Genomic DNA, 16,914 nt, shown 5'->3' on the forward strand with positions numbered 1-16,914 from the left:
CTCCTTGAGAGCCAACGACGACAGGGCTTACGACCCGGTCGGCATCCAGCAATATCGGGCATCGGTCGGCGCTTGGCGGCGCCGTTCGGGTTCAACTCAGCCCTGAGCCTCCATTGGCAACGAGCGCGCAAGAAACGACCGTGTAACGGGATGCTTGGGTCTCGAAAGAACGTCGATGGCGGCACCGTGCTCGATGATCTCGCCATCCGCCATGATGGCAACCGTATCGGCAATGTCCCGCGCAAATTGGACCTCGTGGGTGACGATAATCATCGTCATCCCGGTCGATGCGAGATCCCTGATCGCATCCAGCACCTCATGGGTCAGATGCGGGTCAAGCGCCGAGGTAGGCTCGTCGAAGAGCATTACCTTGGGGCGCATGGCCAAAGCGCGCGCAATGGCGACGCGCTGCTGTTGTCCGCCCGACAAATGGCGTGGGTACGCATTCACTTTGTGGTCTAGCCCAACTTGCTTCAGCAGAACATGGGCGTGCTCGACCGCAGCCTCGCGGCTTTCGCGGCGAACCCGGACCGGAGCGTCGATAATGTTTTCCAGCACCGACATATGAGGGAAAAGGTTGAAGTTCTGGAATACCATACCGATGTCGGCGCGCTGACGTGCGACGTCACGCTCTCTCATACGCACGAACCCGTCCTTCTGGGGTTTGCAGCCGATCGGCACGTCGTCGACGTAGACGACGCCCCTGTCGGCCAATTCGATCGCATTGATGCAGCGTAACAGCGTGCTCTTTCCGGCGCCGGACGGGCCCAGCAGACAGGTGATCTCGCCATTCGATATCTGCAGGTCGACACCTTTCAAAACGACATTCTTCCCGCGGGATTTCCAGATTTTTTCCAAACGCACAAACGGCTTGACCTGTGGATCGGGTTCCGGGCGGCTGTGAAGTGGATTTGCTACCGTCATGTCAGTGCCCTCCAACAGGTTGACGCCAGCCACGCGAATAATGCCGCTCGACGAAGTATTGGAAAATCGAGAGTATGCTGACCAGGAAAAGGTACCAAAGTGCCGCCACTATCAGCATCGGCACCGTCTGGAAGGTGCGAGCATAGATCACTTCGACCGAGTGCATCAGTTCGTAAAGGGCGACAGTGCTGGCAAGCGAGGTGAATTTGAGCGTACCGATCAGCTGATTGCCGGTTGGTGGGATGATTGCTTTCATGGCCTGGGGCAAAACGACCTTGAAGAAGGTCTGAGTCGGGCGATGGCCAAGCGCCTTGGAAGCCTCACTCTGGCCTGGATCGACCGAAAGAAGACCTGCCCTGACGATTTCAGCCATATATGCGGCTTCGTTCAGACCGAGCCCGAGCATGGCGGCGGTAAACGAGGAAATCGCAATCGTTGAGGAAATCTCGAAGAATTTCGGTCCTCCAAATGGGATCCCCAACGCGATTTCGGGAAACAGCGTGGCGAGATTGTACCAGAAGACCAGCTGGATCAGCACCGGGGTTCCGCGGAAGAACCATACGAAGGAATGGGCAACGAAACCGAGAAGCGGGTCACCGGACATGCGCATCACGGCAATGACGATGCCCACAGCCGACCCGATTAGCATGACCAATACGGTCAATTGCAACGTCATCAGAACTCCGCTCAGCACGGACGAATCGAGCAAGTATTCGCCGACCACGTCCCATTCGAAGCCGGGGTTTGTCAGGATCTGATACACAATCCAGGCAACGATCAGGACGATTAGGATTGAACCAAACCAACGCCCCATTCGAGGTGGCGCAATAATAAGCGCCGCATCCGTATGCCCAGGCGTAACCGCCGCATCCATGTCCCGAGATAGTGCCACTGTCATTTTTTATCCATTTGAGTTGATTCCCCTCTCGTGCGGCTGCACGATGAAATTCCGATCTACGTCGTTGCCTGATGGACCATTCTCGTCAGCCGTGTCGGCGGCTTGAAATGACGTTTCTGATATTTCTATCTCATATTGTCCGTACTTTTGCAACTGGGTAAAATTCGCGCCGATTTTTGGCTTTGATTGCACCACACATTTTTGCCTTCGCCGCGAAAACGCTTTCTAATGCGTTGTTATATAGGAATATTTGTTTGATTTCAGGGTGATGAATCTGAAGGCGCCTAACTATTTCAACTTTCAAGCTCGATCATTCCAAGGGCAAGGAAGGACTATGAGTTCGCGTAATTCCATGAAAGTTGGTGCCTTCTCATATTTTTGTATGGACAACTTTTACCGTTCAAAATATTCGTTGCATTCAAGATAAACGGAAGGGAACTCAGTGAATGGCGATGGAGATGAGTGGTACCGAGCGCATTCTTGCCTCGAACGATAAGGTTTGGGCCGCCCTGAACGATCCGGAAATCCTCAGCGCATGCATTCCGGGGTGCGAGAGCGTGGAACTGATTTCTCCGACCGAAATGACGGCGAAAGTCACAATCAGTATCGGCCCGATCAAGGCGCGTTTCGGCGGTGCGATCAAGCTCGATAAAATAGTCGCCCCGAAATCATACACCATCGTCGGCGAGGGCAAGAGCGGCATCGCCGGATTTGCGAAAGGCGGGGCAGATGTTGCCCTCGAGCCCGAGAGTGATGGCGTGACCGTACTAACTTATAGTGTCAGAGCGGATGTCGGCGGAAAAATCGCGCAGTTGGGCAGCCGCATGCTCATGTCGACGGCGCACAAGCTCGCTGGTCAATTTTTCGCAAAGTTCAATGAGACGGTAAGCGAAGCTTAGCGGAATTGACGCTCCCCGGGTGCTTTGCGGGCGGCGCGGCCTGAACTGAAGTTTTGAGCATCTGTAATGAACGGTTCATTCTGTTGGGCACCGCGCATCTGCGCCATGGGCCTTTGACATTCGCAGCAGTCTCTGCCGTCGGTTCCGCCGGCATTTGGGGGCGACGGCCTGGCAGTGTCGCCACGGCTGCAAGGTTGAAGTTTTGCGGGAGCATTTTGATGGCCATATCTGAACCTCTCGACCCACTTCTAACTGCCGAAAGCTGGAAAAAGCACGGCCGCGATTTGGCAATCGCTACGGTGATCGAAACCTGGGGCTCTGCACCCCGCCGGGCCGGCAGTCACCTCATTATCGACAGCGATGCAAATTTCGACGGCTCGGTTTCAGGCGGATGTGTCGAAGCTGCGGTCATTACCGAGGCGCTCGAAGTCATCGCCTCTGGCCAGCCGCGCATACTCGAATTCAGCGTGGCGAACGAAACTGCCTGGCGCGTCGGCCTTTCGTGTGGTGGACGGATTCGTGTCTACGTCGAGAGGCTCTGTTAATGCAGGTGGCATTGCTAGAAGCATTGAACGTGGCAAGACGTGCTCGCCGGGTGGCCGTCGCGATCACCTATCTCGCCGACGGAAGATCGGAACTCGTCGTCGAAGGTCAGTCGATAGCGGTCCAGCTGGACGAGCTTGTTTCCACAGCGATCCGCAGCGGCAAGGCCGCAATCGTTGACGTTGGTGGAGAGCCTGTTTTCCTCAATGTCCATCTCCCGCCGCCACGAATCGTGGTGATCGGTGCGGTGCACATCAGTCAGGCACTTGCGCAAATGGCCCCCATCGCCGGTTATGATTTGACAATCATCGATCCGCGTACGGCCTATGCGACGGCGGAGCGATTTCCGGGCGTGGATCTTGTCCCTGACTGGCCAGAGGATGCCCTAAGAGACAGGCCGCTTGATGCCTATACGGCACTGGCCGCACTCACCCATGACCCGAAGATCGACGATCTTGCCCTGTCGGAGGCGCTGAAGGCTGGCTGCTTTTATGTCGGTGCGCTGGGCAGCCGGAAGACCCATGTCAAGCGGATCGAAAGGCTGCGGGCCATGGGCCGCACGGCCGAAGAGATCGACCGCATCGCAGCCCCGATCGGCATTGATATCCGCGCGGCCAATCCGGCGGAAATTGCGCTAGCGACATTGGCCGAGATCGTTCAGGCTTTTCGTCGACGCGCGCTCGACGCCGGGGGGGATTGATGCGTTACGGCGATTTTCCGATCGCAGAAGCCGAAGGTATCGTCCTTGCCCATGCGATTCAGCTGGCAGAAACACGCCTGTCCAAGGGTAAGGTCTTGTCGCGCGCCGATCTTGCTCTGCTGGCCGGGATTGGCCTTTCCAGGATCACCGGTGTCAGGCTCGATATCGACGATGTGATCGAGGATGCCGCGGCGGCGGCGATCGCTCATGCAATAGCGCCCGACAACCTGCGTTTCTCCGAACCGACCACCGGCAGGGTCAACATCTATTCGCGCGTCAACGGCTTGTTCGTCGTCGACAAGGCAGTTGTGGATACACTCAATCGGATCGACAGCGCTATCACGCTCGCCTGCCTCTCCGATCACGTCGCAGTGCGAGCGGGGGAGATAGTGGCGACAATCAAGATCATTCCGCTCGCCGTGCCAGGCAGGGCAGTGGGGGCCGCCGTGAGATTGCTCGCCGGTTTGACGGCTTTCGCAGTCAAGGCCTTTCGCGCCCATGCGGTAACGCTGATTGCAACCGAGCTTCCGTCGCTCAAGGCATCGGTCATGGACAAAACGACCAGATCGTTGGCGCAGCGGCTAGCAATGTCCGGCAGTTGTTTACTGCAGGAAATCAGGATCCCGCATCAAACGGAGGCGCTTGCTCAAGCCCTTCGAGGGCTTGATTTGGCGGGACGCGAGAAACCGGTGATGGTTGTCGTCTTCGGCGCCTCCGCGGTTGCCGATTCTGAGGATGTCATACCGGCTGCGATCCGGGCTGCAGGTGGCGTCGTGGAGCGGGTTGGCATGCCAGTCGATCCGGGCAACCTTATGGTGCTTGGCAGCATTGGTGGCGTCGCGGTCATTGGCGCCCCGGGCTGTGCACGTTCACCGAAGGAGAATGGCTTTGACTGGATCCTTCATCGGCTGATGGCGGGTGAGCGGCCGACATCCCTGGGCGTTAGCGGTATGGGTGTCGGCGGGCTTTTGATGGAAATACCGACACGGCGGAAGCGTGGTGACGGATTTGGAGCCGTTTTGGCGGTCGGCGGGATTCTTCTGGCGGCCGGCCAGGCACGCAGGATGGGAAAGGATGGACCGCACAAGCTTCTCGCCGAGTTCGACGGTAAATCACTGGTTCGTCATTGCGCTGAACGCTTGTTGGCTGCAGACGTTTCGCCTGCGGTGGTCGTTACAGGTTACCGCCGCAATGAGATCGAAGCCGCGCTATCCGGTCTCGGTCTCGACTGTCGGTTCAACCCGGATTACGCGATGGGCATGTCGACATCTTTGATTGTCGGTATGTCTTCTCCAGGACTTCTTGGATGCGATGGCATTCTTGTCACGCTGGCGGACATGCCAGGCATCACGACTGCACACCTCAACAGATTGATCTCAGCCTTCAAAGAATGCGGCGGCAGGGCAGTGGTTCGCGCCGTTTCTGAAGGCAAACGAGGTAATCCGGTGATTCTGCCGCGCGCTGCCTTCAACGCCGTATTGCGGCTGGAGGGCGATATCGGTGCGCGTTCGATTGTTGAAAATTCCGGTCTCGCCGTCATCGACGTCGAAATCGGCCCTGCGGCCCACCTTGATGTCGATACGCCGGAAGCCGTCATCGCCGCGGGTGGCAGGTTGCGCAACTGACCGCCGGCAAGATGCAATCGCGGGGTCGTTTCTAGCCTGTGACTGTCGAATAAGAGTGGATGGGAGCTCGTTTATCAAGATCGTTCAGCAGATGATATTGACCAAACAAATTCAAAATAAATATTTACAATGTCCGTACATCTTGGTAGCGTTTAGTCACCAGCCCCGCAGACCTCGGAGACATCCGGTAGGTCTTCGCTCTTTTGAAAAAGGAGAATTTGTATGCCGGTCGGTGATTCTGAACTTTTGGATATGTTTGAACACGTATTGAAGATGTCACGCGTGGATGAGACGCAGGGAGTTGCTGTCCTGAAAAGCATCAACTCAAACCCTCGTCTCGTTTGGGCTGCGATGACGGCCGCCGAGCGCCTCGGCGCCAAGGTCTTCGGTCTTGATCTGCCAGCCACAAACAATCTGCGCCAAATCGGCTTTGATCCGACGGGCTATGTCGGTGAGACGTCTTTGACCGGACATTGGGCAGCAAAGAAAGCTCTCGAGGCCGCAGACCTCATTATCGACACCGTGCTTCTCCTTCATTCGCCCGAGCAGAACCAGCTTCTGGCCGAAGGTAAGCGAATGCTTCTGGTGATCGAGCCGCCGGAAATCCTGGCGCGCCTGCTGCCGACCGAAGATGACAAGCGTCGGGTTCTGGCGGGCTGCAAGCAGCTGGAGGCAGCGAAGAAGATAGAGGTCTTTTCGAAGGCTGGGACAGAAATGTCCGCCTTGCTCGGCGAATATCCGGTCATTCCGGAGTACGGGTTCTCGGAGGAGCCGGGCCGCTGGGACCATTGGGGCAGCGGCTTCTTGTTCACCTGGTCGAATGAGGGTAGCACCAACGGGAAAATCGTCATCGACACAGGTGACATTCTCTATCCGTTCAAAACCTACGCGCAGTCTCCGATCGCGCTCGACGTGAAGGATGGCAGGATCGTCAAGTTCTCGGGCGGTTTCGATGCCGAGCACCTGGAGAGCTACATGACTTCCTTCAACGATCCGGAAGTTTTCGCAATTTCGCATATGGGTTGGGGGCTGCAGCCGCGCGCCAAGTGGAGTGCCCAGCTTCTGTATGATCGTTTCGAGTCCGTCGGTATGGACGGGCGCTCTTTCTATGGGAACTTCCTGTTTTCAACCGGCCCGAATACCGAAGCTGGAGGTACGCGCAATACCGCCTGCCACATGGACATCCCACTGCGCCGATGCAGCGTGCTGCTCGATGGAGAAGCCGTTGTCAGGGATGGTGATGTCGTCGCTGAAGATCAGATCGCGCCCGCTCTGATGCGTGCCGCTGCTGAATGAGCATCGAGCAGAGTCAGTGATATGAATGTTCAAAACCCTGAGGTTCTGGACCTCAACTACAGCTCGACCGGCTTCAATACGAGGCTCGGTTACGGAAAAAAACCGGCGCTGTTGCTGATCGATCTCGCGGAAGCTTACTTCCGCGAGGGCACGCCACTCTATCATCCCCGCTTCCGGTCTGCTCTGGAGTCATGCGTCCGCCTCCAGGAGGAAGCTCACGCCAATGGAATCCCAGTCGTTCTTACGCGCGTCGAGCTTAGCAGGAGCGGTGTCGATTGCGGTATATTCTTCAAGAAAAGCACCATTCCATTGCTTTGCTTCGAAGAAGGCAATCCGCTCGGCGATTTCAACCCTCTGGTGAAAGTTGCTGAAAAGGACATCGTGGTGACTAAGCGTTACCCGAGTTCGTTCTTTGCGACACCGCTCGGACCGATGTTAACCTCGATGGGAATTGATACGGTGATCATGGGTGGTGTCTCGACCAGCGGCTGCGTTCGTGCATCTGCAGTCGATACCTGCCAGTGGGGATTCCGTCCGATCGTCGTCAGGGAAGCGTGTGGCGACCGTCACCAAAGTCCTCATGAAGCCAACCTCTTCGATATCAATGCAAAATACGGCGACGTCGTGACCGAAGCCGATGCCATGAATTACATGGCGACTGTCGGCAAGAGAGCCTGACGCCAATTCCACGGGGCAGAAAGTCATCAGCATGTCATCAAAACCGAGAATTGCCGTTATCGGCGCAGGCCTGGGCGGCTTGACCGCCGCTATCCTGTTGCAGCGCGCTGGCTATGAACCGGTCGTCTACGAGCAGGCATCCCATATCAGCCGGATCGGTGCCGGCATCAACCTGTGGCCTAACTCCACCCGCATTCTCAAGGCGCTTGGATTCGAAAACGAACTCCAGAAGATCGGAACGACACCGGAGAAATGGCTTAATTGCGAGTGGGATACTGGACGCGTCTACTTCCGGCAACCGGCTGAAGAATGGCTTGAACATTACGGCGCGCCCCACCTGATTTTGCATCGCGGCGACCTCCAACAATACATGATCAATGCGCTGAAGCCGGGTACGATCCTGTATTCCAAGAGCCTGTCCGGGCTTGCGGAAAAGGCAGACAGGATCCAGATGACGTTCCGTGACGGTACCACTGAGGAGGCTGATATCGTAATTGGCGCTGACGGTATCAATTCGGTTGTGCGTGAAACCCTGCTTGGACCGGAGCCGCCGAAGTACACTGGCAATGTCGCCTATCGCGGCGTGTTTCCGTCCAGCCTTCTGGGTGACTACAAGCTTCGTTCGGACGCGGGCAAATACTGGTCTGACGACCGCCATCCGGCGCAGGAAGATCGCCATTTCATCTTCTACTATCTCACCAATGCCAAGGACGAGATCTATTTCGTGACGGGTTCTCCTGATCCGAACTGGAATGGCGGTGCCAATCCGGTCGATGTGGAGATGAGCGAGATCAAGGAGTGCTACAGGGGCTTCCACGAAGATGTCCAGCGGATTATCGACGCTTGCCCGAAGGCCACGAAATGGCCGCTCCTGACACGCGATCCGCTGCCGCTGTGGAGCCGCGGGCGCATCGTGCTCCTCGGCGATGCCTGCCATCCAATGAAGCCGCATATGGGGCAGGGCGCCGGCATGGCGATCGAAGATGCCGTCATTCTGGTACGCTGTATCGCCGCGGCGGAGAATGACTATGCGGGCGCATTTGAGCTCTACAAGGCGAACCGGATCGACCGAGCGACAAGGGTCCAGACAATCTCGAACATCAATATCTGGCTCCGATATCCGACCGATCCCACCTGGTGCTTCGGTTATGACGCGATGTCTATCCCCCTTCAATCCGTGAATGGGCGGTCGTTCGCGACAAAGACCTATGCGGAACTAGAGCTGGCCGTATGAGGCAGGAACATATTCGGACATGACGAACCAGCTCTACCGGACCGGGCCGATTTTCCTGCAATATGGCGGGCATCTTCCCGACGCCTATCTGTCCTACAAGACGTTTGGTACGTTGAATGCCGCAAAGGACAATGTCGTCTTGTTCCCGACATGGTGTGCAGGGACCCATCGTGATGTCGAGTGGATCATTGGTCCAGGAAGGGCACTGGATCCGGCGCGGCAGTTTATCGTGGCGATCGACATGTTCGGCAACGGCATGTCGTCGTCGCCGAGCAATACACCTGCGCCTTTCGATCGAACCCGTTTTCCACGGGTCAGCATTCTGGACAATGTCACGCAACAGCGGCGTTTGTTGCGTGAGATCTTCGGCATTGAGCGCATCAAGCTGGTCGTCGGACGGTCGATGGGCGCGCAGATCGCCTTTCAGTGGGGTTCATACTTCGCAGATGAGGTGGAGTGCATTTTGCCGATGTGCGGCTCGGCTCGAACCTCGCCTCATAATTATATATTCCTGGCGACGATGAAGATGGCCGTGAAAAGTTCGCCGGACTGGCTGAGCGGCGATTATCAGGGCAATGCGCTGGGCTCGCTCCAGCAGTTCTGGCTGAATGCCGATGCCTGGGGCTTTTCTCAGGCATATTATCGACAAGGCCTTCATTTGACAGAAAAGTACCAGAAAACGCAGGATTATCTGGATCGTCCTCTTCCCGAAAAGTGGGTCGATGCAAATGATCTTCTGGCACAGTTTGCGACCTGGGAAGTGGCCGACATCAGTGACAATGATAAGTTCAACAAGGACTTTCCGGCCGCGCTTCGCGCGATCACTGCCAAGGCCATCGTCATGCCGTCGCGCACGGACATGTATTTTCCTCCCGAAGACAGTGAGATTGAAGTCAGATCGATGCCAGACGCGGAACTGCGAGTCATTCCCTCGATCTGGGGGCACCGAGCATCTTCGCCAGGCAGCGATCCGTGCGATATACAGTTCTTCGAGAAAGCGATCACGGATCTGCTGGAAGCCAGAATGGACGTAAAGAATGAAGCCGCCACCGTTTGAATACCGAGCGCCGGAGCATTTGGATGAGGTTCTGGCGCTTTTGTCAGAGTACGGTCCTGACGCCCGTCTGCTTGCGGGTGGGCAAAGCCTCATTCCGCTGCTGAACCTGCGGATGGCTCAGTATGACCTGATCATCGACCTTAACCGTTGCGTGGAATTGAAGCAGATCACGTCTACGGACGACGGGTTGTCGTTTGGCGCCATGGTTCGCCAAAGCGATGCCATCGTCTCTCCGTTGACGACAGAGCTTTGTCCTTTGGTCGCGAAAGCCCTGGAGAGAGCGGGGCCGATCGCGGTCCGCAATCGGGCGACCGTCGGCGGCACACTTGCGCATGCCGATCGTTCCGCAGAATTGCCCGGAGTGGCGATGGCTCTGGAGGCGACATTGGTTATCTCCGCAAGCAGTGGTTCACGAGAAATCCCCGCCAGTGAATTCTTTGTTGGCGACATGACCACGGTCATCGAACCGGAGGAGCTTCTGATATCGGTCAAGTTTCCGTCCATCCCGAAAGGCGCCTATACCGCTTTCCATGAGACTGGGGTTCGCCGCGAAGGTGTGGCAATCGTCGGTCTTGCGGCAATGATCGAGTTCGACGAGGCGGGATCCGTTCGTGACTCGCGTCTGGCTCTGACCGGGGTCGAGCCTACTCCCGTTCGGCTCCACGGCCTCGAGGAAGCAATCCGCGGTGAACGCCTTTCACCGGGTTTTGTGGCCGAGGTAAGCGAGCAAGCCTCCGGGGTGATCGAGCCTCACGACGACGGCTTTTTTTCGGCCGACTATCGGCGGCGCGTAGCAGCCTCCCTTGTTAAGCGCGCGCTGCATGGCGCCAATGCCAAAGAAGGGGCAGAAGCGTGAGCCATTCGACGCACTCCATCACGGTCACAGTCAACGGCGCAAAATACAGCGAAGAGGTCGCCGGGCGCTATCTGCTTGCGGACTTTCTGCGCCATAATCTGCGGTTGACGGGCACGCATGTCGGGTGCGCACATGGCGCATGCGGGGCCTGCACCATCATGGTGGACGGCAGTCCGATGCGCAGTTGCCTGATGCTGGCCGTTCAGGCGGACGGAGCTGAAATCCGTACGGTCGAGGGACTAGCGGACGAGGACAAGCTCACATCACTGCAGGAAGAATTCCGGCGACATCACGCCCTTCAATGTGGCTTCTGTACTCCGGGCATGCTGATTTCCGCAACTGCGCTTTTGCAGGAAAACCCGAACCCGACCGAAGAACAGATCCGCCAATATATGGCAGGCAATCTCTGTCGCTGCACCGGTTATGCCGGCATTGTCGCCGCGATCGAGGCTGCGGCGCGAGAACTTGCTCGCGAGAAGGACTGAAGCTTCATTGCGCTGCCGCCGACATTGAGCCGTCCAGCGCAATCAAAAGCAGCTTGGTTCACGCCACAGGCCATCGTGCTCGCAATTATGCGGGCCGGCTCCTGACGTGCGCGCTTATTCCGTACGACCAGAAAACAAAAAGGGGAATACGATGAAAAAAGTCACAGCTGTTCTCGGTCTGGCGCTTCTTGCGACCATTCCTTTGTCGGCAACTGCACAGGATGTGAAACCGATCCGTATTGGTGAGGTAAACAGTTATAGCGGTGCATTGGCCGCTTTCACTGCTGGCTACCGCAAGGGATTTGATCTGGCAGTGGAAAATGTCAACGGCGACGGCGGAGTGTTGGGACGCCCGCTTGAGGTCATCTATCGTGACGACAATCTGTCTCCTGCCGATGCCGTGCGTGTTGCCAATGAACTGGTGTCGAACCAAGGGGTTGACCTTCTCGCGGGAACCTATCTATCTCCAAGCGGTCTCGCCATCGCCAACTATGCGGACCGCCGGAAAGTTTTCTTCGTTGCTACCGAACCGCTTTCCAATGCGGTGACCTGGTCGAAAGGCAGCCGGTTTGTATTCCGGGTGCAGACGCCGAGCCTTCTACTTGCCACTGCCCTTGCTGTGCAGGCCAAGGGCCTTCAATGCACCAAATGGGCCGGTACGGGTCCGATGTCAGAGGCGGTTACGGACATGGTTCGTGACTTTCAGGCTGAGCTGAGAAAGACACATCCGGATCTCGTCTGGGCGGACGACTCAATGGCTCCGGTCGGGCGGTTCAATGCAGGTGCAACGATCGAGCATTTGCAGCGACTGGGCGTCGACTGCGTATTTTCAGCGCATGTCGGCCCCGACATGATCTCGTTTCTGCGCGAGTCGAAGGCCCGCGGCTTTTATGACAAGGTCAAGGTTGTCAGCGTCCAGGCCGGCTTGCCGGAGTGGCTGAACAGCTTTGGCAGCGAGGCTCCGACCGGTTGGATAACAAATGGTCTGCCCTACGACGAGATCGACACGCCGCCGATGCGGGATTTTGTGGCGAAGTATCGCGCCAAGTACAACGAAGAGCCCATTTATGGGGCCTTCCTTGCCTATCTGAGTGTCGAGGGTATCGCATCGGGCATAAAACGCGCGGGTTCGACGAATGTCGAAGATCTGATCAAGGGCTTCCGAGGCGACGATTTCGACTGCGTCCTCGGCAAGTGCCGCTGGCGGGTGGACCACCAGCTGTCGCTTGGCGCTTGGGTCGGTTCTATCGCCGGTGCCGAGGGCAAGGCCAAAATGATTGGCTGGCGATACATTAGTGGCGACGAGGGGTTGCCATCGGAAGCAGACGGTCTCGCGATGCGTCCGGCCGCCGCAAACAACTGACTCCGAATATTCGAGGATCGGTCATGAATTTCATAGCTGATATTCCCGGCCTGGCCATGACCGGTCTCGGGATAGCTGCGGTTCTTTTCATCATATCATCGGGATTGTCGATCATTTTCGGTGTTTCCCGGGTCTACAATCTTTCGCACGGTTCACTCTATATGCTGGGCGCCTACATATGTTACTCGGTGGTCGCCCGCCTGCCCGCGGGTCCCGTTTGGTTTCTGATCGGCGTGGTGGCAGCGGCTTTGTTCGTCGCTGTCATCGGTGTCGCGATCGAGATGCTTATCATGCGGCGCATTTATGATGCGCCGCATCATCTGCAGATCATCGCGACCTTCGGTATCTTTCTCGTCATTCGCGACCTCACCTCGACCATATGGGGATCGACCCAGCTGCTGACTGAGCCGGTTGCCGGCTTTTCGTCGCCCGCTACCATCTTCGGACAGACTTTCCCCGGCTACTATCTCGTGATGTTGGCTCTCAGTCTGGTGATCGTCGCGTCACTGACTTTCGTCTTGCGAAGGACGCGTTGGGGCGTGCTCCTGCGTGCTGCAATCGAAGATCGGGAGATGGTCGCCGCTCTCGGGGTCAACCAGAACCTGCTCTTCACCTCGGTTTTTGCGCTGAGCGCCTTTCTTGCCGGACTGGCGGGCGGTCTGGATATGCTGCGCGTTTCTGCCAGCCTCGACATGGACATCAATCTTCTCATCGATGCCTTTGCAGTCGTCGTCATCGGCGGCATGGGCAGTGTTCTCGGAACGGCGATCGCCGCATTGATCGTCGGCTTCCTTTCTGCGGTTGGAACCGCCTACTTCAGTGAACTGTCCATGGCGCTGGTCTTTATCACCATGGCAATTGTTCTGCTCGTGAGGCCCCAAGGCTTGTTCGGTAAGGAAGTCGGCGGCGGCATGGAAGACGTACCGGACGAGATCGTACTTTCTCCAGCGGGGGGCCCAGAGCGTTGCTTCTGGATACTGGCCGTTGCGGCGCTCGCGATCTCGCCCTTCGTCCTGCCGCCCTACTGGCTGACCCTGGTCAACGAGATTACCATTTATGTCTTCCTCGCCTGGACTTTCTATCTGCTTGCCGGCATTTCCGGAATGGTCTCGCTGGGACATGCAGCCTTTCTCGGCATCGGAATGTATGTTCCAGCCATCCTCTACAGTTTCTTCGGCATTTCCATGCTGCCTTCATTGTTCATCGCCCCGATCGCGGCGGGTCTTCTTGCGATCGTCATCGGATCTGCCGCCGTCCGGCTGAGGGGTATTTATTTCGGCATGTTGACATTGGCGTTTGGCCAGATCCTGTGGTCGATTGCCTACCAGTGGATCGATGTCACCAATGGCGAGATCGGGATCATCGGTCTCTGGCCCGATGACTGGGCCGCTGATCCGGCGGTGTTTTTCCTACTGACACTTGCTGTCTGCACCGCAGGTATTCTTGCAATGCGACGCCTTGTTTTCTCTCCATTCGGCTATGGGCTCCGGGCGACGCGGGATTCAAGACAGCGTTCGAACGCGATCGGCATCAACGTCTATATTCAACGCTGGGTAGCTTATTCCATCGCTGGAGCAATGGCGGGAACGTCGGGCGTGCTCCTGCTGTATCTGAAAGGCGGGGCCTTCCCATCCTATTTGGATCTCACCACGTCTTTGGATATCTTCATCATGGCGTTGCTTGGCGGTCTGCAATCGATGAATGGTCCGATTATCGGTGCGATACTGTACCAGTTGCTGAAGACCTTGCTGCAGACGCAGATTTTACATTGGCACATTTTCCTTGGGCTTTTGCTCATCGGCCTTGCTCTGTTTATGCCGCATGGCATCAGCGGGCTCGCTAAGGACATTTCCATCAAATGGATTCCTCGGTTCAAACGTACAGTCCGGCTCCAAACTCGGAATGACGAAAGCCAGCAGTCGTGGGTGATCAAATGAGTGTCTTGAGCGTCAAGGGCTTGTGCAAGAGCTTCAACGGGCATCGCGCCGTGCAGGAGGTTGATCTGACGGTCGAAAAAGGGAAGATGGTCGCCCTGATCGGACCGAATGGTGCCGGTAAGACGACCTGCTTTAACCTTCTGAACGGGCAGCTTGCAGCGGACGCCGGTTCGGTCGAGCTGGAGGGGCAGTCTATTATTGGCCTGCATCCCCGCGAAATCTGGCGAATTGGCGTCGGTCGCACGTTTCAAATCACCCAGACTTTTGCGTCGATGACGGTGCTTGAGAATATCCAGGTAGCACTTATGTCGCAAAATGGCAGGCTGTGGAACATGATCGGGCGCGCCGGTCAGATGTACGAGGCGGAGGCGATGACGCTGCTTGAACTGGTCGGCATGGCGACGCAGGCACGGCGCGGTTGTGGCGTGTTGGCCTATGGCGACCTGAAGAAAGTCGAACTGGCTGTGGCGATGGCAAATCAGCCGAAGCTATTGCTGATGGATGAACCGACGGCCGGCATGGCACCTAAGGAGCGCATCGACCTCATGGGTCTGACGGCTACAGTTGCCAAGCAACGGAACATCTCCGTCCTGTTTACCGAACACGACATGGACATCGTTTTCAGCAGGGCTGACGAGATCGTGGTGCTTGATCGCGGTCGCGTCATTGCGCGGGGGACGCCCGGCGAAGTCCGGAACAACGAGAATGTCCGTGAGATCTACCTTGGCAGCGGGAACATGTACACATGACGTTCACGACACTGCTTTCCATCGACAAGCTCAATACGTTTTACGGCCGCGCACATATCCTCCATGATGTCGATCTTACGGTGAGAGCCGGCGAGGTCCGGGCGCTTCTCGGCCGCAACGGTGCCGGCAAGTCGACGATGATGAAGGCAATCATCGGACTGGTAAAGCCTGCCGGCGGTTCGGTCAGATTTGCGGGCAAAGAGATCACGGGCCATCGTAGCTACCGTATTGCAAGCGCCGGTATCGGCTACGTTCCGGAAGAGCGCCGTATCTTCAGAGATCTCTCGGTCATGGAGAACCTTGTCGTTGGAACACAGGCGCCCCGTCCGGACGTGCCGCATTGGACGCCGGAGAAACTGTTCGAGCTATTTCCCAATCTCGGCAGCATGCGCGATCGCCCTGGGGGCAAGATGAGTGGCGGCGAGCAGCAAATGCTGGCAATAGCGCGGACCCTCATGGGAAATCCATCCCTGCTGCTGCTCGATGAGCCGTCCGAGGGGATCGCACCCAAGATCATCGAAGAAATGGCCTATGCCATCCAGCGAGTGGCGCAGCAGGGCTTGACGATCATCGTCTCCGAACAGAACCTGCACTTCGCGTCGTTGATCGCAACGAGCGCCACGATTATCGAAAAAGGCGCGATCCGCTATGTCGGAACGATGACAGAGCTGAAAGAGCACAAGGGCATTCAGGCGGAGTATCTGAGCGTGTAACGCGCTCATCCGCTTTGCTGTCGTTTGCGAACTGTGAATAAGCCTCTTGCGCAGGTGGTCAATTCAACTATGTGGTCTGCCTAGCAAATTGCCCTGTACGCAGCACTTTGTTCCTATACGATAAAAATCAAACTGGATACCGGGAGGGGACATGCTGGCCGACGAGTACGCCGCGGAGCCAAAGAATCTACGCATCTCAAAGATCCTTCGCGACCGAATTCTGTCCCACGAATATGACGATACCGGCAGTTTGCCGCCGGAACTGACCCTCATGGAGGAATTTAGGGTCAGCAGGCATACCGTTCGGGCCGCATTGCAGAAGTTGGTTTCGGACGGGCTGATCGATCGCAAACGCGGGTCGGGAACAACGATTATTAAGCGCGGGCCTGCAGAGGCCACCTGGTCAGCAGGATCTCTGGATGTAATGATATCCAAATCCTACGACTCTGAACTTATCTCGGCCGATTATGTGGCGGCCCGGGAATATCCGGAAATAGCCCAATCCATGGGAATAGCGCCGGACAAGACACTTTTTCGCTTGATCACGATCATGCGCAACGATGGCCAGCCGATCATCCATTCGACGCTGCTGAGCCTTGAGGATCACGCCCGCCGAATTCCGAAGGAGATTATCGGCAAGGGGTTTTTCGTGAACCAGGTGGAGGAATTCGCAGGAATTCGCGCCATCCGAGCCCGCCAGGTCACCTCGGCCATCATCCCGCCATTTGATGCGGCAGCCAAGCTCGAGCTGCTGCCAGGGCAACCGGCGCTGCTATTAAACAGAAGCTTTTACTCTGCTGAGGGCAATGTACTTCACCACGTCATTATGGTCGTGAGGCCAGATACCCATCCGCAGATTGTAAACTTTTACCGGCAAGATGAGATGCAACGACGCTTTTGAAGTGCGCAGCGTGTTTGGGAGCTGATCCTGAGATCATGGTCGTGAGTGGCATCACA

17 protein-coding genes are annotated in these 16,914 nt (G+C 56.9%); 15 read left to right on the plus strand and 2 right to left on the minus strand.

From position 1 onward, the window contains the following. Positions 1-96: 96 nt before the first annotated feature. On the minus strand, positions 97-924 hold the full coding sequence (locus PMI11_RS00935; protein ID WP_007812334.1) for an amino acid ABC transporter ATP-binding protein: 828 nt from the start codon (positions 922-924) through the stop codon (positions 97-99). Position 925: 1 nt separating this feature from the next. Beyond that, a complete protein-coding gene (locus tag PMI11_RS00940) occupies positions 926-1,822 on the minus strand; it encodes an amino acid ABC transporter permease (RefSeq protein WP_007812336.1) in 897 nt (298 codons plus the stop codon). 446 nt (positions 1,823-2,268) lie between these two features. On the opposite strand from PMI11_RS00940, the gene PMI11_RS00945 reads away from it, so the two are divergent. From PMI11_RS00945 to PMI11_RS01015, 15 genes are all read left to right on the plus strand, one after another. Then, positions 2,269-2,721, plus strand: a complete 453-nt coding sequence (locus PMI11_RS00945; protein ID WP_007812337.1) for an SRPBCC family protein — start codon at positions 2,269-2,271, stop codon at positions 2,719-2,721. Between the two features lie 218 nt (positions 2,722-2,939). Then, the gene (locus PMI11_RS00950; protein ID WP_007812339.1) at positions 2,940-3,266 is read left to right on the plus strand and encodes an XdhC family protein; all 327 of its coding nucleotides are present in this window, start codon (positions 2,940-2,942) and stop codon (positions 3,264-3,266) included. Beyond that, a complete protein-coding gene (locus tag PMI11_RS00955; protein WP_007812342.1) occupies positions 3,266-3,964 on the plus strand; it encodes an XdhC family protein in 699 nt (232 codons plus the stop codon). Before PMI11_RS00950 ends, PMI11_RS00955 begins: the two co-directional genes overlap by 1 nt. Further along, complete coding sequence (locus PMI11_RS00960; RefSeq protein ID WP_007812344.1) at positions 3,964-5,589, plus strand: NTP transferase domain-containing protein; 1,626 nt, start codon at positions 3,964-3,966, stop codon at positions 5,587-5,589. The genes PMI11_RS00955 and PMI11_RS00960 overlap by 1 nt, the downstream gene beginning before the upstream one ends. A gap of 273 nt (positions 5,590-5,862) precedes the next feature. After that, positions 5,863-6,885: a 2,5-dihydroxypyridine 5,6-dioxygenase gene (locus PMI11_RS00965; protein ID WP_280110095.1), complete on the plus strand. Its 1,023-nt coding sequence runs from the start codon at positions 5,863-5,865 to the stop codon at positions 6,883-6,885. Positions 6,886-6,906: 21 nt separating this feature from the next. Beyond that, complete coding sequence (locus tag PMI11_RS00970) at positions 6,907-7,563, plus strand: isochorismatase family protein (RefSeq protein WP_007812348.1); 657 nt, start codon at positions 6,907-6,909, stop codon at positions 7,561-7,563. Between the two features lie 31 nt (positions 7,564-7,594). After that, positions 7,595-8,797, plus strand: coding sequence for an FAD-dependent oxidoreductase (locus PMI11_RS00975; protein WP_051034522.1), 1,203 nt, complete (start codon positions 7,595-7,597; stop codon positions 8,795-8,797). 19 nt (positions 8,798-8,816) lie between these two features. Beyond that, on the plus strand, positions 8,817-9,854 hold the full coding sequence (locus PMI11_RS00980; protein WP_007812352.1) for an alpha/beta fold hydrolase: 1,038 nt from the start codon (positions 8,817-8,819) through the stop codon (positions 9,852-9,854). Then, entirely contained in the window at positions 9,835-10,710 is an 876-nt protein-coding gene (locus tag PMI11_RS00985) for an FAD binding domain-containing protein (RefSeq protein WP_007812354.1), read from the plus strand. Before PMI11_RS00980 ends, PMI11_RS00985 begins: the two co-directional genes overlap by 20 nt. Next, complete coding sequence (locus tag PMI11_RS00990) at positions 10,707-11,195, plus strand: (2Fe-2S)-binding protein (RefSeq protein ID WP_007812357.1); 489 nt, start codon at positions 10,707-10,709, stop codon at positions 11,193-11,195. The genes PMI11_RS00985 and PMI11_RS00990 overlap by 4 nt, the downstream gene beginning before the upstream one ends. A gap of 151 nt (positions 11,196-11,346) precedes the next feature. Continuing rightward, positions 11,347-12,558 carry an ABC transporter substrate-binding protein gene (locus PMI11_RS00995; RefSeq protein WP_007812359.1) on the plus strand — a complete coding sequence of 404 codons (1,212 nt, stop codon included), beginning with the start codon at positions 11,347-11,349 and terminating at the stop codon, positions 12,556-12,558. Between the two features lie 56 nt (positions 12,559-12,614). Further along, on the plus strand, positions 12,615-14,495 hold the full coding sequence (locus tag PMI11_RS01000; protein WP_162137066.1) for an ABC transporter permease: 1,881 nt from the start codon (positions 12,615-12,617) through the stop codon (positions 14,493-14,495). Then, the gene (locus PMI11_RS01005; protein ID WP_007812363.1) at positions 14,492-15,244 is read left to right on the plus strand and encodes an ABC transporter ATP-binding protein; all 753 of its coding nucleotides are present in this window, start codon (positions 14,492-14,494) and stop codon (positions 15,242-15,244) included. Before PMI11_RS01000 ends, PMI11_RS01005 begins: the two co-directional genes overlap by 4 nt. Next, the gene (locus tag PMI11_RS01010) at positions 15,241-15,957 is read left to right on the plus strand and encodes an ABC transporter ATP-binding protein (protein WP_007812366.1); all 717 of its coding nucleotides are present in this window, start codon (positions 15,241-15,243) and stop codon (positions 15,955-15,957) included. The genes PMI11_RS01005 and PMI11_RS01010 overlap by 4 nt, the downstream gene beginning before the upstream one ends. 151 nt (positions 15,958-16,108) lie before the next feature. Then, positions 16,109-16,858, plus strand: a complete 750-nt coding sequence (locus PMI11_RS01015; RefSeq protein WP_007812368.1) for a GntR family transcriptional regulator — start codon at positions 16,109-16,111, stop codon at positions 16,856-16,858. Positions 16,859-16,914: the final 56 nt, after the last annotated feature.

This window comes from Rhizobium sp. CF142, from assembly GCF_000281145.1.
Taxonomy (GTDB): domain Bacteria; phylum Pseudomonadota; class Alphaproteobacteria; order Rhizobiales; family Rhizobiaceae; genus Rhizobium.

Bases quoted from the DNA above. Each gene is read 5' to 3' on its own strand.
- PMI11_RS00935 (WP_007812334.1), bottom strand. From the start codon at position 924: ATGACGGTAGCAAATCCACTTCACAGCCGCCCGGAACCCGATCCACAG.
- PMI11_RS00975 (WP_051034522.1), top strand. From the start codon at position 7,595: ATGTCATCAAAACCGAGAATTGCCGTTATCGGCGCAGGCCTGGGCGGC.
- PMI11_RS01015 (WP_007812368.1), top strand. From the start codon at position 16,109: ATGCTGGCCGACGAGTACGCCGCGGAGCCAAAGAATCTACGCATCTCA.
- PMI11_RS00965 (WP_280110095.1), top strand. From the start codon at position 5,863: ATGTCACGCGTGGATGAGACGCAGGGAGTTGCTGTCCTGAAAAGCATC.
- PMI11_RS00960 (WP_007812344.1), top strand. From the start codon at position 3,964: ATGCGTTACGGCGATTTTCCGATCGCAGAAGCCGAAGGTATCGTCCTT.
- PMI11_RS00955 (WP_007812342.1), top strand. From the start codon at position 3,266: ATGCAGGTGGCATTGCTAGAAGCATTGAACGTGGCAAGACGTGCTCGC.
- PMI11_RS00995 (WP_007812359.1), top strand. From the start codon at position 11,347: ATGAAAAAAGTCACAGCTGTTCTCGGTCTGGCGCTTCTTGCGACCATT.
- PMI11_RS00970 (WP_007812348.1), top strand. From the start codon at position 6,907: ATGAATGTTCAAAACCCTGAGGTTCTGGACCTCAACTACAGCTCGACC.
- PMI11_RS00950 (WP_007812339.1), top strand. From the start codon at position 2,940: ATGGCCATATCTGAACCTCTCGACCCACTTCTAACTGCCGAAAGCTGG.
- PMI11_RS00985 (WP_007812354.1), top strand. From the start codon at position 9,835: ATGAAGCCGCCACCGTTTGAATACCGAGCGCCGGAGCATTTGGATGAG.
- PMI11_RS00980 (WP_007812352.1), top strand. From the start codon at position 8,817: ATGACGAACCAGCTCTACCGGACCGGGCCGATTTTCCTGCAATATGGC.
- PMI11_RS01000 (WP_162137066.1), top strand. From the start codon at position 12,615: ATGACCGGTCTCGGGATAGCTGCGGTTCTTTTCATCATATCATCGGGA.
- PMI11_RS01010 (WP_007812366.1), top strand. From the start codon at position 15,241: ATGACGTTCACGACACTGCTTTCCATCGACAAGCTCAATACGTTTTAC.
- PMI11_RS00940 (WP_007812336.1), bottom strand. From the start codon at position 1,822: ATGACAGTGGCACTATCTCGGGACATGGATGCGGCGGTTACGCCTGGG.
- PMI11_RS00945 (WP_007812337.1), top strand. From the start codon at position 2,269: ATGGCGATGGAGATGAGTGGTACCGAGCGCATTCTTGCCTCGAACGAT.
- PMI11_RS01005 (WP_007812363.1), top strand. From the start codon at position 14,492: ATGAGTGTCTTGAGCGTCAAGGGCTTGTGCAAGAGCTTCAACGGGCAT.